Below are 13,773 nucleotides of genomic sequence, written 5' to 3' on the forward strand. Positions count from 1 at the left end.
CGGGATGGCTACGGCCGCTCCCCCCGCCAGTGAGGGAAAATCGGCCGGCGATCCGCTCAGCTCGCTGAAGAGCCGCTCCGGGGAGATCCGCTGGTCGGAGATCCGCGAGCGTGCCTCCGGGACGGCCCAGGCCTCGGTCGGGATCCCCCGGCCGGAGCTGCAGAAGCCGTCGCTCCCGCCGGTCACCGAGACCGTCTTCGACCAGATCGACGCTCCCTTCGGCGATATCGACGAGGAGCTGCTGACGGACAAGGAGCTGGTCGCTCCCGCGCCGCTCCCCGCCGCCCACCTCAACCGTTCGGCGATCCTACCGCTGAACGCCGAATACTTCGCGCCGCAGCCCTTCCCGGCCCCGGCGACGCTGCAGGCGGAAGAGACCGCCGTCGGTCCCGGAACGCCGCTGCCGATCCGGAGCAATCCGTTCGCGGTCGCCCAGCAGGACGCGGCTCCGATTCCCGCCGCTCCGCTCGTGCCGCAGCCCGACCAGCCCAGCAGCCCCGAGGCGCTGAAGCAGCGCGACCTTCCGGAGAATCAGCAGCGGTCCCGCTTCAAGGATCCCCTCGTCCGGGCCGCGACCGGCACCAGCGGACTGAAGCCGCTCGCCAACATCCTGCCGCACTACGACTACACGCCGTCGGGAGCGGATCCGTATTCGCGGCTGTGCCCCCGCCCCCCCGAAGCCCCGGCGGACGGCAAGTACGACCTCTGCCCGGATGAGCATCCGCTCGGCAACGAGGGGAACCTGGCACGGGCCTTCGGCGCCACCGACTTCATGTGGACCGCGTCGAACCTGTACCACAACCCGCTCTACTTTGAGGATCCGAACCTTGAGCGGTACGGCCAGACGCACGGCGTCCTGCAGCCGGCCGCCTCGATCGGACGGTTCGGCCTCCAGCTCGTCGGCCTGCCGTACCAGATGGCCCTCGATCCCCCGTGCCGCTGGGAATACACCCTCGGCTGGTATCGTCCGCAGGAAATCTGCACTCCTCGCAAGAAGTCCCGCATCCCGCTCAACGCCAAAGCCGCCGCCACCTCGGCAGCCGCTTATACCGGCCTGATCTTCATCTTCCCGTAGACGACACCCGTCACGAAACACGCACAGCCGAACGGCGTCCAGAGGGCGCCCTTCGGCTGTCGTCGTTTTCCGAGGTTAAACACCAAGGCACCAAGGAGGCACCAAGAACACAAAGGGGAGCGCCCGGCGGGGTACGTCTTGGTGACCTTTGTGCCTCCTTTGTGTCTTGGTGTTTAACCTAATCGGCCCTAGCTGGCCGACTGAGAAACGGCGGGCCGCTCGGCAGTCCCTTCGCGGGAAGCAGGAGGCTGGGGCTTCTTGGCCCGCCGCAGGAGGTCGACGAGCCGCCGCGGCAGGAGGCTCTTCAGCAGCGTCCGCCAGCTGCGACCGGGGGTCCGCCGCGTCCCCATGGCGCGAAGGGCGTGGATCGCGCTCTCCACGCTCTGTCCATTCTCCAGAAGCTCGTCCGCCAGCCAGTCGTGGGCGTCGGCCAGTGCCGCCCGGATCTGGCTGGAGGAGAGGGCCAGGCGGGAGCGGTGCTGGTGCAGCTCCTCGTGGAGCGTCCGGAGGAACGAGCGGGCGAAGTGCAGGCTGTTCTCGCGGTTCGTGATGTGATCGCCGATGCCGACCCGGTACAGGATCGACGGCACGTCGATGAAGGCGACGGGCCCCAGGCGGCAGGTCGCCAGGTGATATTTGAAGTCTTCGCCGCCGCGGAGCATCCCCGTATCGAAGGGGCCGACCTGGCGGGCCCACTCCTGCTTGACCAGGACCGTGGGGGTGTGGACCAGGTTCCCGCGGAACATCGTGGAGTAGATGTCTCCGACCCCCACGTCGGCGTCCTTCCACTCCCCGACGACCTCGGGACAGTAGCTCGACAGCGGCCGCAGTTCCGGGAACGGTGTCTCGCCGGGGAGGTGCTGGTAGGCGGAGTACATTCGCTTCAGGTAGTTCGCCTGATGCGGAGTCTTGTCCGGGCGGATCGCGTCCATGTTGGTCCACAGCATCCCGACCTCCGGGAAGCGGCTGGCGACGCGGAGCTGCAGAGAGAGCTTCCAGGGATGCCAGATGTCATCCGAGTCGAGGAAGGCGATCCACTCGCCCCGGGCCTGCGAGAGGGCAAAGTTGCGGGCGGCGGAGACCCCCTGGTTGGCCTGGCGGAAGGCCCGCACCCGGCCGTCGCGGGAGGCATAGTCGGCGAGAACGCGGGGGGTGCTGTCCCGGGAGCCGTCGTCGACGACCAGGACTTCCAGGTTGGTCCAGGTCTGGGCGAGGGCGCTCTCGATCGCCTCCCCGACAAAGCGGACCCGGTTGTAGGTCGGAAGGACGATCGAAATCAGCGGCGTGTCAGTCATGATCCGGACAATGCGAACGATGGGCGTCTTCGGTCCGGCAAGACTACTGTTGTCCCTGAATTGAGGCGGTCGGCACTTGCCGCGGAAATTTCGATTTCACGAAACGACGTTGTGCCGGAAGAATCGGTACGACTGTTCCGGCATGTCGCCTTTCGACAACGGCGAATTGTCCGCAGTAAGTCGCTGTCCCGCGATGCTTTACGGCATCGAAGCTGACGGGGCCGTAAGATTCCGAGCTTAAATGGCCCTCAGAGGCGAAACACCCGGACAACAAGAACGCACCAAGGCCACCAAGAGGCAGACGGCAGGGCCAAGCTTGGTGCTCTTGGTGCCCCCTTCGTGCCTTGGTGTTTAACAACCAGCCCGCGCACGCCGACAATCGGCCTCTAGAACTCCCGCCGCTGCCGCGACGAGGGAATGTTGAGGGCCTTGCGGTACTTCGTCACCGTCCGCCGGGCGAGCTGGAAGCCGTGCTTCGCCAGGGCCTCGACGATCTCGTCATCGCTGAGCGGGTTCCGCTTGTCCTCGTTGTCGACGACTTCCTTGAGCTTGATTCGGATGATGTCCCAGGCGACCTCTTCGCCGTCCGCGGTCGTCGTCCCCCCACCGAAGAACCGCTTGAGGGGGAAAATTCCCCGCGGCGTCTCGATGTGCTTGTCGCCGACCGCCCGGGAAATCGTCGTCACGTGGACGCCGACGACATCCGCGATGTCCTGCATCTTGAGCGGCTTGATGTGGTCCGGACCCTCTTCGAGGAACTCGGACTGCCGGTCGACGATCGCCTGCGCCACCTTCCGCAGGGTCTGATACCGCTGCTCGATGGCGTCGATCAACCACTTGGCGGATTCGATCTTCTTCTTGACGAACTCCTTCGTCTGCGGATCCGGGTTCCCTTCCAGGAGCCGCAGGTACCGCTTGCTGATCCGGAGCTGCGGGACGTACTCGTCGATCAGCTCGACGAACCACTTCCCGTCGTCGTCCTTCTGGACCCGGAGGTCCGCCGTCACGGTCTGGACCGGCATCGGCTCGAAGCCGCGGCCCGGATAGGGATTCAGGGTCCGCATCTGCTCGATCGTCGCCTTGATGTCGTCGATCGAGTAGCCCGTCTTCCGCTGAATGAGCGGCAGGCGGTTCTGCATGATGTCGTCAAGGTGGCCGGAGATGATCGTGATCAGCATCTCGCGGAGCGGCGTGTCCGGCTTGATCTGGAGCAGCAGGCACTCGCGGAGGTCCCGCGCGCCGACCCCCGGCGGATCGAGCTTCTGGATCAGTCGGAGCGTCTCTTCGGCCTTGGCCATGTCAATCGACTGGCCGAAAACCTGGACCATCTCGGGGAGCGAGCTCTGCATCCGGCCGTTGGCGTCCAAGTTCTGGATCAGGTATTCGCCGAAGGCCCGAACCTCGGGGCTGACCTGGAAGTAGTGGAACTGGTCGACGAGGTACTCATGGAGCGACTGCGGCCGCTCCTCGGCGTTGGCCATCACGTCGTGGGCCCGCTCGCCGTCCTCTTCCATCCGGTTGCTGGAGGGCTTGGAGCCGGAGGTGTAGTTGTCTTCCGGCCAGTCCTCGGCAATCTCGATGAGGCGCTCGAAGTCGGAGGCGTTGTTGTCTTCCTCGCCGGCGTTCAGCTCGCGGCGCTCGACGTCCTTGATAGGGGCCTGATCGAAGTCCGGTCCCTCGGCGACTTCGCCGTTCGTCGCTTCGCTCTTTCCCTCGACGCGCTGCAGGAGCGGATTCTCCGCCATCTCCTGGTCAATGCGTTCCTCCAGCTCCGTGAGGGGCATCTGGAGGATCTCCATCGACTGAATCATGCGCGGCGCGAGGACCTGCTGGAGGCTTTGCCGCTGGAATTGGCCGATGTTGAGGTGCATTGCTGGTTCTGACTCAGTTCCGTGTGATCCGAGGCCGAAACGGGGCGGGTCTCAAAACGACTGTCGCCCCCGCAGGGCATCGGACAGCATTTCCTTGTTCGCAAATTCGAGCACGCTCCCGGTGGCGATTCCGCGGGCCAGCCGGGTGATCTGCACCCCGCTCTCTTCGAGCAGGTTGGAGATGAAGAGGGCGGTGCCGTCCCCTTCCAGGGTCGGGTTCGTCGCCATGATGATCTCGCGGACGCCGTCGCGGCGGACCCGCTGCTGCAGGGCTTCGATCGTCAGGTCGGAGGGGCCGATCCCCTCCAGCGGGGAGAGCCGGCCGCCGAGGACGTGGTATGTCCCCTGGAAGACTCCCGTGTTCTCGAGGATCGTCACGTCCCGCGGCTGCTCGACGACGCAGACGAGCGTCCGGTCGCGGCGCGAGTCCGCGCAGACGGTGCACAGTTCCTGGTCGGTGAGGTTGAAGCAGATCGTGCAGCGGCGGATCGACTGCTTGACCTCGCGGATCGCCTCCGCCAGCCGCATCGCCTCGGGAGTCGTGGCGCTGATGATGTAGTTCGCCAGCCGCTCCGCGCTCTTGCGGCCGATTCCCGGCAGCGCGGCAAACTCATTGATGAGCCGGCCGACGGCGGGGCCGAACGGGTGCTGTTCCGGCGGGAAGGTTTTGACGGGCATGGGGCGGAGCCTCTCCGAGGCGGGGACGCGCGGGCCTCAGGAGCCGAGTCCAAGCTGGGACATCGCCTGCTGGAGGGCAGCGTTGTCTCCCCCCATCACCCCCGACATCTCGCGGGTGGCGGCCTCCTTGGCCTTGGCGACGGCGTCGTTGACCGCCTCGCTGATCGCGGTCTCCATCCGGTCCGATCCGTTGGCGAGGGCGGCCGGAGCGACCCGGCAGCCGACCAGCTGGTGGTCACCGGTCATCTCGACCGTCACGAGGCCGTCGGCGGAGGTCCCTGAGACGCGAAGCGTGGCGAGCTTCTGCTTCATCTCGGACATCCGCGACTGCATGTCCCCCATCTGCTTCATCAGCTGGGCGATATTTCCGAGTCCCTTGAACATCGGCGATTTCCTCTCGTTCTACTCCTCCGGATCGGCGTTCGCGTCACCGGAATCGCTTCCTTCGATCGCCGTCGCGCCGGAATATTCCCGGACGTCGACGACGGTCGCGTTCAGGATCGCGACTGCCTGCTGAACAAAAACATCCCCTTCCACGCTGGTGGGGCGTCTCCGTTCGGCCATGGCCGGCTTGGCTGCGACGGGGGCCGCCGGAGCGGTCACCGAGGCGTCCTCGCTAATCCTTATCTGGACAGGAGTTCCGGCCAATTCATCGATGTACTGCTGAAGGCGTTTCAGGTTTTCCGCCTTCGCACAGTACATCCGAGAGAAACCATAGCTCTTCGGGAACCGCAAATCTAGAGAATTTGGCCCAGTAATTGCAGCAAACGTGGCATTCTTCAGGTGAGAGGCCATCACCTCGGGCAATCTGGTGAGCAATTCTCCTGCGAAAGTTGCCATTGTGCCGGCTGACAGCGCAATCTGAGCTCCAGGCGCGCAATCTGCTCCTTCAGGTTCCGGCTCCGGCGCGGAACGCGATGCTGAAGGAGGGGGAGCCACGGGCGTTGCTGGAGGCGGAGGGACCGCTGGAGCCGTCACTGCAGGGGGGTGTTCAGCCCCGTTTTTTTTTTCGTCCGGGCGCGGAGCGGCCGGACTCGCCGGGGGCATCCGCGGCGGCATTGCTGGACGCGGGGCGGTCCCCGGTGAGGGGGGCGTTGCCGGGCGGGAGGCGGGAGCCGGGCCACCGACCTGGCTCAACGGCGTGAGTTCCGCCAGGAGCGTCATCCGGATCAGGGCCAGTTCCAGCAGGGAACGGGCGTAGTTGACCCGCTGCATGCGATTCTTCGCTTCGGCCAGGATCTGCATCGCCGCGCTGGCGGTCGACACCGCCCAGCGTCCGGCCTGCTCGCGGAGGGCATCCCGGACGCGTTCCGAGACCGCCAGGAGCGGCACCTCGTCCGCGCCGACGGACACGACGATCAGGTCCCGCAGGTAGTTCAGGAGCTGGTCGCTGAAGACCCCCAGCTCGACGCCGACTTCCGCCGCATTGTGGAGCCGCGACAGTACGCCGGGCCGGTCGCTGCGGATGACGGCGTCGATGAGGTCGATGATCCGCTCGTCCGGGGCGGTCCCGAGCAGCCGGTGGACGTCCTCCGCCTGAACCCGTTCGCTGCCGAACGCGAGGAGCTGGTCGAACAGGGACTGGCTGTCCCGCATCGATCCGGCGGCGCGGCGGGCGACGAGTTCCAGGGCTTCCTCGTCGACGACGCGGCCTTCCGCCTCCGCGATCTCCCGCAGGCGGCCCATGATCCGGTCGGTGGCGATCGTTCCGAAGTCGAACCGCTGGCAGCGGGAAAGGATCGTGTCCGGGACCTTGTTGGGCTCGGTGGTGCAGAAGATGAATTTGACGTTCGGCGGGGGCTCTTCCAGCGTCTTGAGGAGGGCGTTGAAGGCCTCCTTGGTGAGCATGTGGACTTCGTCGATGATGTAGACTTTGTAGGGCGACCGCATCGACCGGACGTTGACGTTGGCCCGGAGCTGGCGGATGTCGTCGATCCCGCGGTTCGAGGCGCCGTCGATTTCGAGGACGTCGACGTCGCTCCCGGCCGCGATCGAGGTGCAGACTTCGCACTGGTTGCAGGGGACGCCGTCGACGGCGTTGGGGCAGTTCAGGGCCTTGGCGAAGATGCGGGCGGTGGAGGTCTTGCCGACGCCGCGGGCGCCGGTGAAGAGGTAGGCGTGGGCGACGCGTTGCTGGCGGATGGCGTTACGGAGGGACTGTCCGACGTGTCCCTGTCCGACCACTTCGTCGAAGGTCTGGGGTCGGAAGCGGCGGGCGAGGACGGTGTATTGGGGTTGGCGGTCGGTCACGAGCAAGTCTCTCCGGACGCGGACGCCGGGCGGTGGCCGGGCGGTCCAATCCGGTATTCTCGCGACTCCCGCCGAAAGCAACCAGCGTCCCGCCAGAGCCGACGGAGTCCGGGGTGTGTTGGCTGGATTGTGGCCGGGTGGTGTGGCGTATCATCGAACGGATCAAACCGGGTCCAGGGGCACCCTGGTGGGGAGTGCAGAGGGGCAACGCCCCTTTGCCCGCCGGAGGCCTGGCCGTCGAGAGATGTCTGAAGGAGTCCGTGTCCAAACGCGGACACTGCGTCGGATGCCCCCTCACCAACCCGCGGGGATTCCAGGCCGAGCGGTGAGTCCTCAACGCCGGTTCCACAAAGGGGACATCCGTTGCGTACCACGGTTCCTCATGGAAGTGCCTCCGGCGGCAAGGGGTTGCCCCCTTGACCCCGGCTGCCGTGGCACATTGGGTTTGAGCTATCACGCCGTGCCGGCAAGGACGCGGTTCGAGACACCCGAATCAGGCTCACTCCTCGACCAGCCACCATCCGGCGAACGCCCCCTGTCCACCAGAGGCCCAACCGCCAAGCCCCACTGGACCCAGCCGCGATATCCGGCCTCGGATGAGATTCGCGTTAACATCAACACCCCGCCACTTGCCCCGGTCCAAACCCTCCGTCACGCTCCCCGGATGGACTTTCTCAACCGCCCCGCTTCCCAGCCGCTGTCAAAACTCGTGCGGCGGGTTGTCCTCCTGCTCCTGTTCAGCTGCGCGTCCTCCGGAACGTCCCAGGGACAGGACGAAGCGGCTCTCATCCTCCATCAGGCGGGCGAACTCCCCATCGTGATCTCCGCGCCGCACGGTGGAAACCGCGAGGTTCCGGGCTCCCACCCCCGAACCGGTGAGGGACAGGTCGCCGCGCCCGGGAAGTTCGGCACCGCCCGCGACGGCGGGACAGAGGAACTGGCGCAGCTCGTTTCGAAGGCCGTCGAAGCCCGCTTCGGGAAGAAGCCGTACCTCGTCGCCTCGCGGGCGCATCGCCGGTACGTCGACCCCAACCGTCCGGCGGACGCCGCCTTCGAGGATCCCGCAGCGGAACGGGTCTATCGCCAGTACCACGACACGCTGGAGGGTTGCTGCCGGACGGTCCGCAAGGAATTCGGACGCGGCCTGCTGCTGGACCTCCACGGCCAGGGTTCGAAGGCCAACACCGTCTTCCGCGGCACCCAGAACGGCAAGACCGTCGCTCTTCTCCGGGAACGCTTCGGCGAGCCGGCCCATTCCGGCCCGGAGAGCCTCACCGGCTTGCTGAAAGGACGGGGCTGGACGATGCACCCGGATCCGTTCGAAGGCCGCGAACAGGGAGGCTTCACCGGCGGCTACATCGTCCAGACGTACAGCGGCGAGCCGTTCGGGCTCGATGCGATCCAACTGGAGTTCGGGAACGACTACCGCAAACCGGACGCCCGGGAGCAGACCGCGCGCGACCTCGCGGAAGCGGCCTTCCACTTCGCCGGCCGCTACCTCGATCTGGCCGCCAACGAGGCGCAGGGCGACAAGGCGAACCGCCTCCGCGTCGGCGTGTTTCGCGGCGAGGGAACCGGTCCCTCGCGGTCCACGCTGCTCACCGCCCTCGCGCGGGAACCGCGTCTCAAGGTGTTCGATCTCACCGTGGAGGACATCCGCAAAGGGGACTGGAACGGCGCCCGGGTCCTGATTCATCCCGGCGGCAGCGGCGGAGGCCAGGGCCGTGCCCTCGGCGAGGAAGGGCGGGAGCAGATCCGCCGCTTCGTCGCAGATGGCGGCGGATACGTCGGAGTGTGCGCCGGAGCCTACCTCGCGACGTGTGACTACGACTGGTCCCTCAAGATCCTGGATGCGAAGGTCCTCGACCGCGAGCACTGGGCCCGCGGCTTCGGCGACGTCGAGCTGAGCGTCACGCCCGCCGCCCGCACTCGCCTCGGCCTCGACCGCGACCAGGTGACGATCTACTACCACCAGGGCCCGCTCCTCGCGCCGGCCAACGATCCGGCGGTCCCGGACTACGAAGGCCTCGCCTCCTTCACGAGCGAAATCACAAAGAACGGTGCCCCTCCGGGAATCATGCTGGGGGCGACAGCGATTGCCGCCGGCGAGTACCACAAAGGCCGCGTCCTCTGCTTCAGCCCGCATCCCGAGAAGACCGCGGGGCTCGAACCGCTCCTCACCCGAGCGGTCCTCTGGACGGCCGAGACACCCGACGGCAGCCGGTAGAACGTCGGCAGTCGTTCACGCGCCGCGCGGACCAAAATCGCGTCACTTCATCGCCTTGAGATCGTTCGCCAGCTTCTGGACGGCGACCTCCTTGGCCTTCGCCTCGACGTCCACGGTCAGGTCCAGCGTCCGCCAGCAGTTCGGAAAGTCTGCCGCGTCGATGAAGTCGTGATGCCGCTGCGGCTTCGGCCCGGACCATCCCTCCAGCGGACTGGAAATGTGAAACAGCGGCTCGCGGTTCCACGTCTCGCGGGCCCGCCCGGTCGCTTCCTCGATTGTCCAATCGTCCGGGTGACAGCGGTGGTGATGCACGTCGTAACAGAGCGGCAGCCCCTCGGCCCGGCACATCGGCCACAGGTCGGCCGGGGCAAAGAGCTTGTCGTCGTTCTCCACGGTCAACCGCGACCGGGCCCGCGGAGAGAGCCGCCCCAGCGATCGAGCAAAGTCGCCCAGGGCCCGGACTTTGTCTCCAAAGAGTCCGCCGGCATGGATGTTCACCACATCCGCCCCGACCCACTCCGCGACTTCCGACTGGTATTCCAGTTCGGCCAGCGACGATGTCACGACCTCCGGCCGCTGCGAATTGAGGACGACGAACTGGTCGGGATGAAAGCCGGTCCGCAGATTCGCCGCCGCCGCCACGGCTCCGCACTTCTGATACAGGCCAACGATCTCCGGCCCGTCGGGCAGATCCGCCAGCCGGTAGCCGAACACCGGGTGCGTCGCGAGCGGAAGAATCTGACTGTTGATCCGGAAGGCCCCGATCCCATGCGCGGCACAGTACCGGAGGGCCCGCAGCAGCGAATCCGCATTCTGCCGGCAGAGCAGCGACAACCGGATCCGCGCCCCCTCGGGCGGCAGCCGGGACAGGGCCGCGGCCGTCGTCGTCCCGAACTTGATCGGCTCATCGCGGAAGATGCAGCACAGCCCAAAGCGAATCATTCTCGTTCCCGTCTCCCTTTTCGCCGTCCCCTGCCTTCAATCCTTCGGAAATCACGAAGCCCGACTGTCCGCTCCGAAGATCTCCACCAGCTTGTCGCGACGGTACCGAAAGATCTCCAGGAGCTGTCCACGGACCAGAAGCCAGTGGGCGAGCGCCCCGCCGGGGACGCTGTAATCGACTTCATCCCCCACCAATGTCCCCCCGTCGACCTCCTCAAACGTGTGCCGGTGATGCCACGCCCGGTAGGGGCCGCGAACCTGCTCATCGACAAACTGTCGCGCTGGCTCCCAGGTGCTGATGCAGGACTGCCAGCGGACCGGAATGCCACGAATCCGCAGCCGGTAGTCAATCCGCAGGCCCGGCGCCATGACGATCGGCCGTGGCGTCACGACGTGGAAGTGCAGCCACGGGGGCGTAATGACTTCGAGCTGGAAGGCGTCGGCAAAGAACTCGAACACCCGCTCGCGTTCCGCCGGCAGCCAAAGCGACGTCGTCAGCCGCCACCACCCCCGCCGGTCCGGATGCGAAGCAATCTTCGGAACGCCGGAAGGGACGCTGCCACGGGGATCTGTCATACCGGCCGAGTATGACGGTGTCAGGAGAGAGGCACCATTCCGCAGGAACTCGACTTGGCGAACACTGCCGCTCGCCGCCCACAAACCCTTCATGGCAGGTGACTTGCGACTAGGCGTTCAAGCTCGTCGATGGCGCCGCGGAGCACGGGGCCCCGAAAGAAACAGCCCCGTGCGGAATGACCGAAAGGACGCCGGGCCAACTACTTGGCCGCAGCAACCTTCTGATCGCGGACAACCAGCTTCATCGCGCGGTCGACCGGAATATGGACCGTCCCTTCGGCCGGGTTGACCCAGCCGTAGCCGGCCAGGCGGCTCTGCTGATCGGTCAGCCCGTTCGCAACGGCCACTTCGGCCTTCCGGGCGGCTTCCCCGTTGTCGGCGGCGAAGAACGCCGCCTGGGCCGAAACAACGGCCCCGAAGACCAGGATCGCCGAAACAAAGCCGATGACGGCGATCCGGGACGTGTTGATCGTGTCGTAGCGTTCGAACTGGCTGGAAGGCGACTTCTTCTGAACCGGGGCGACAATCGTCTTCGGCCGGGAAATCGTCTTCGGTTCAAGCGTGGCGACGGACATTGACTCTCCTGATGTCTCTGGGCGACCTCGAGATTCGCGTTCGCTCCTGAATCTCCGGCCGTGCGAAACTATACGACGTGTCGCCGAGTCCGACTCTGCGTCAAATCGTCGCAGGAAACCGCCCCTTCCTGGACTCCTCCTGGAGAGCACCCGACGTGGCCCCTCAGAGCGTTTCACCCAGGCCCAAACGCCTTGCGCCGATGAAGCGGTGTCTTTCCTCAGGAGCAAGCTGTGACCAAGCCACCGACGCCACAACAGCATCATTCGGATCGCCACCGCCCGGGCGGCCGTCCCCTGATGACCACGAAAACCTGACAATGGAGCGATTTTTTTGCGCGCACGTCTCGAACGGTTTTCGCCAAAAACTGTTTCCCGATCAGACGTTGCGGTATTTGGCGACAGAGGTGCTGTTTGCGGTCGTTGTCGCAGGGTGGGAGGAGGCGAGGGTGTTCTCAACGCAGATCCGCAGTTGAACACAGTCCGTTTTCAACGGTTCTCAGCGGTCGGGCCTCCGGCGGGCGGGAGCCAAGAGAACGACACAAGCCCTGTCCCCCACCAAGTCCCCTGCCCTGGACCCGGTGAGTCCGCGGGAACTGGTAAACTGTCTCGCTCCAAGTCCGTATGTGTCAGTGAGGGCCCGTCACACCTGCCCGTCCGGGAGAACGCCATGTTGACGTCCGCTTCCCCCCTGCGATCCGTCGCGACCACCCTCGCGGCGCTCCTGCTCGCTCTGGCCGGCCCCCCCGCCCACGCCGTTGACGACTTCGGCAACACCGGCAAACGCTTCACGATCGACCTCGTCCTCAGCCGCGGACACGGCGAACTCCGGGGTCTCCTCCTCGGCGAATCGAAAACCGAAACCGTCCTCGCCGTCCGCCGCGACTGGCTCGAACGCAAACACCCCGACTGGCTCCGCGAACTCGACGCCGCCGGAGACACGAACAACGACGCCGCGCAAACCACCCGTGACGAGCGGATCGACGCCTGGATCAAGCGCCTCGAAGCCCGCACCGACCCCAACCGGCAGCTCATCGCCACGATCTCCCTAGCCCGCGATGAACTGAAAAAAGACACGGCCAAAGAGGAAGCCTCCCCCTGGGTCGTCCTCCGCCTCCCCGCCGCCGACATCCGCCGGACCATCGCCCAGCCCGCGGAACGGCGGCAACTCGCCCTCATGGCCTGGTACCAGAAACTCCCCCGCGTCGAGGAAACCCCCGCCACCGCTCTCGAAAAGACCGTCGCCAAAGCGGTCCCGAACTGGAAGACCGCCACGGTCGGCGCCGACAACCCCTTCCCCGCCACGGAGGACTCCGACGAGCAGTGGGGAATCCGCACCGGGATCTGGGAATTCCAGTTCGGCGAACAGGCCTGCTTCCAGGGGACGGGCGATTCCGTCTTCCGGGCCGACCGCGCCGACAAGCGGCCACCGCTGGCCGAAATGCTCCCTTCCATCCTCCAGGGGGGAGTCGGCAAGGAGCTCCAGGGACTTCTCTCCGGCCAACTGGACGCTCCGCCGGCGAAACCAACGGGCGAGCCCCGGTGGCTCAGCTCGGCTAAGAAGCAGGCGGACTCGGCCGGCCTTACCGCGTTCCGCGTGACGATGGTCGACGTCGCCCCTGAGCAGAACCAGGTCGCCGTCGACTCGGCCCTCGCCGTGAAAACGCCCGAGGGAGAGTGGCGGGCCGTCTGGGTGGATCGACAGGTCGGACGAGGCGATCAGGCCCGCCCCGAGGACATCCAGCGGATCCGCAACGACCCGCAGCTGACGGAGGTCCTGAAGGTCGCCGAGAGCCTCGGAGTGGCCGGAGAAATCGACCGGGCCCTGCGGATGGGAGCGGGAACCATGGCCGCCCAGCAGGAAATCGACCGCCGCTTCCAGCAGTGGGTCCAATCGATGACCCGCCGCCTCGACGTCCGCCGATCGCAATGCCGCGCCCGCGGTGACGCAGCAGCGTATCCGGCCCGTTACGGATAAGGATCGCTGAACAGCATCTGGATCGCCTCCGCCCGGCCCGCCCCGCGCTGCAGCAGGATCCGGATCCCATTCTCAATCAGGGCAAATCGCGGATCCCCGGTCGCGGTCGCGGCTCCATCCGACCGCTCGACGCGATCGAGTGCCGCCGCCAGATCAAGGAGGTCGCACCGCAGTTCCAGGTAATGGCGGTCAAGGACCTGCTGAGCGGACTGAACGGTCGACATGGGAACTCCTCCAAAACGGGCACGCCGTTGACCATACCGACGTTCGCGGAGAGAAAGAAGCGACCAGCCGGAGTAACGGGCTCGA

Annotated in this window: 12 protein-coding genes; 3 read left to right on the top strand and 9 right to left on the bottom strand. The window is 66.3% G+C overall.

Features of this window, described 5'->3' with window-relative positions; all coding sequences use genetic code 11:
* The first annotated feature begins 4 nt into the window (after nt 1-4).
* Entirely contained in the window at nt 5-1,075 is a 1,071-nt protein-coding gene (locus VT03_RS02235; RefSeq protein ID WP_075091478.1) for a hypothetical protein, read from the top strand.
* A gap of 188 nt (nt 1,076-1,263) precedes the next feature.
* Here VT03_RS02235 and VT03_RS02240 read toward each other — a convergent pair whose 3' ends face one another.
* From VT03_RS02240 to dnaX, 5 genes are all read right to left on the bottom strand, one after another.
* Nucleotides 1,264-2,370 carry a glycosyltransferase family 2 protein gene (locus VT03_RS02240; protein ID WP_075091479.1) on the bottom strand — a complete coding sequence of 369 codons (1,107 nt, stop codon included), beginning with the start codon at nt 2,368-2,370 and terminating at the stop codon, nt 1,264-1,266.
* A gap of 386 nt (nt 2,371-2,756) precedes the next feature.
* Nucleotides 2,757-4,241: an RNA polymerase factor sigma-54 gene (gene rpoN, locus VT03_RS02245; RefSeq protein WP_075091480.1), complete on the bottom strand. Its 1,485-nt coding sequence runs from the start codon at nt 4,239-4,241 to the stop codon at nt 2,757-2,759.
* Between the two features lie 51 nt (nt 4,242-4,292).
* Nucleotides 4,293-4,919 (bottom strand): recombination mediator RecR, encoded by a 627-nt coding sequence (gene recR, locus VT03_RS02250; protein ID WP_075091481.1) that lies wholly within the window; start codon nt 4,917-4,919, stop codon nt 4,293-4,295.
* Nucleotides 4,920-4,955: 36 nt separating this feature from the next.
* Nucleotides 4,956-5,303, bottom strand: a complete 348-nt coding sequence (locus VT03_RS02255; protein WP_075091482.1) for a YbaB/EbfC family nucleoid-associated protein — start codon at nt 5,301-5,303, stop codon at nt 4,956-4,958.
* 18 nt (nt 5,304-5,321) lie between these two features.
* Nucleotides 5,322-7,169 carry a DNA polymerase III subunit gamma/tau gene (dnaX, locus tag VT03_RS02260; RefSeq protein ID WP_156514235.1) on the bottom strand — a complete coding sequence of 616 codons (1,848 nt, stop codon included), beginning with the start codon at nt 7,167-7,169 and terminating at the stop codon, nt 5,322-5,324.
* A gap of 664 nt (nt 7,170-7,833) precedes the next feature.
* On the opposite strand from dnaX, the gene VT03_RS33125 reads away from it, so the two are divergent.
* A complete protein-coding gene (locus VT03_RS33125; RefSeq protein WP_197489173.1) occupies nt 7,834-9,396 on the top strand; it encodes a BPL-N domain-containing protein in 1,563 nt (520 codons plus the stop codon).
* 42 nt (nt 9,397-9,438) lie between these two features.
* On the opposite strand, the gene uvsE is transcribed toward VT03_RS33125, so the two are convergent.
* The 3 genes from uvsE to VT03_RS02280 all read right to left on the bottom strand — a co-directional run bounded on the left by uvsE (nt 9,439) and on the right by VT03_RS02280 (nt 11,489).
* Nucleotides 9,439-10,338: a UV DNA damage repair endonuclease UvsE gene (uvsE, locus tag VT03_RS02270; RefSeq protein ID WP_075091484.1), complete on the bottom strand. Its 900-nt coding sequence runs from the start codon at nt 10,336-10,338 to the stop codon at nt 9,439-9,441.
* A 51-nt stretch (nt 10,339-10,389) separates the two neighbouring features.
* On the bottom strand, nt 10,390-10,914 hold the full coding sequence (locus VT03_RS02275) for an SRPBCC family protein (RefSeq protein WP_156514237.1): 525 nt from the start codon (nt 10,912-10,914) through the stop codon (nt 10,390-10,392).
* 200 nt (nt 10,915-11,114) lie between these two features.
* The gene (locus tag VT03_RS02280; RefSeq protein WP_075091485.1) at nt 11,115-11,489 is read right to left on the bottom strand and encodes a hypothetical protein; all 375 of its coding nucleotides are present in this window, start codon (nt 11,487-11,489) and stop codon (nt 11,115-11,117) included.
* Nucleotides 11,490-12,156: 667 nt separating this feature from the next.
* On the opposite strand from VT03_RS02280, the gene VT03_RS02285 reads away from it, so the two are divergent.
* A complete protein-coding gene (locus tag VT03_RS02285; RefSeq protein ID WP_075091486.1) occupies nt 12,157-13,464 on the top strand; it encodes a hypothetical protein in 1,308 nt (435 codons plus the stop codon).
* On the opposite strand, the gene VT03_RS02290 is transcribed toward VT03_RS02285, so the two are convergent.
* Nucleotides 13,455-13,688 (bottom strand): hypothetical protein, encoded by a 234-nt coding sequence (locus VT03_RS02290; protein WP_075091487.1) that lies wholly within the window; start codon nt 13,686-13,688, stop codon nt 13,455-13,457. The genes VT03_RS02285 and VT03_RS02290 overlap by 10 nt on opposite strands.
* Between the last annotated feature and the right edge of the window lie 85 nt (nt 13,689-13,773).

The sequence above is a fragment of the Planctomyces sp. SH-PL14 genome, from assembly GCF_001610835.1.
Taxonomy (GTDB): Bacteria; Planctomycetota; Planctomycetia; order Planctomycetales; family Planctomycetaceae; genus Planctomyces_A.

Coding starts and splice junctions, on each gene's coding strand:
- VT03_RS02235 (WP_075091478.1), top strand. CDS start 5: ATGGCTACGGCCGCTCCCCCCGCCAGTGAGGGAAAATCGGCCGGCGAT.
- VT03_RS02240 (WP_075091479.1), bottom strand. CDS start 2,370: ATGACTGACACGCCGCTGATTTCGATCGTCCTTCCGACCTACAACCGG.
- rpoN (WP_075091480.1), bottom strand. CDS start 4,241: ATGCACCTCAACATCGGCCAATTCCAGCGGCAAAGCCTCCAGCAGGTC.
- recR (WP_075091481.1), bottom strand. CDS start 4,919: ATGCCCGTCAAAACCTTCCCGCCGGAACAGCACCCGTTCGGCCCCGCC.
- VT03_RS02255 (WP_075091482.1), bottom strand. CDS start 5,303: ATGTTCAAGGGACTCGGAAATATCGCCCAGCTGATGAAGCAGATGGGG.
- VT03_RS33125 (WP_197489173.1), top strand. CDS start 7,834: ATGGACTTTCTCAACCGCCCCGCTTCCCAGCCGCTGTCAAAACTCGTG.
- uvsE (WP_075091484.1), bottom strand. CDS start 10,338: ATGATTCGCTTTGGGCTGTGCTGCATCTTCCGCGATGAGCCGATCAAG.
- VT03_RS02275 (WP_156514237.1), bottom strand. CDS start 10,914: ATGACAGATCCCCGTGGCAGCGTCCCTTCCGGCGTTCCGAAGATTGCT.
- VT03_RS02280 (WP_075091485.1), bottom strand. CDS start 11,489: ATGTCCGTCGCCACGCTTGAACCGAAGACGATTTCCCGGCCGAAGACG.
- VT03_RS02285 (WP_075091486.1), top strand. CDS start 12,157: ATGTTGACGTCCGCTTCCCCCCTGCGATCCGTCGCGACCACCCTCGCG.
- VT03_RS02290 (WP_075091487.1), bottom strand. CDS start 13,688: ATGTCGACCGTTCAGTCCGCTCAGCAGGTCCTTGACCGCCATTACCTG.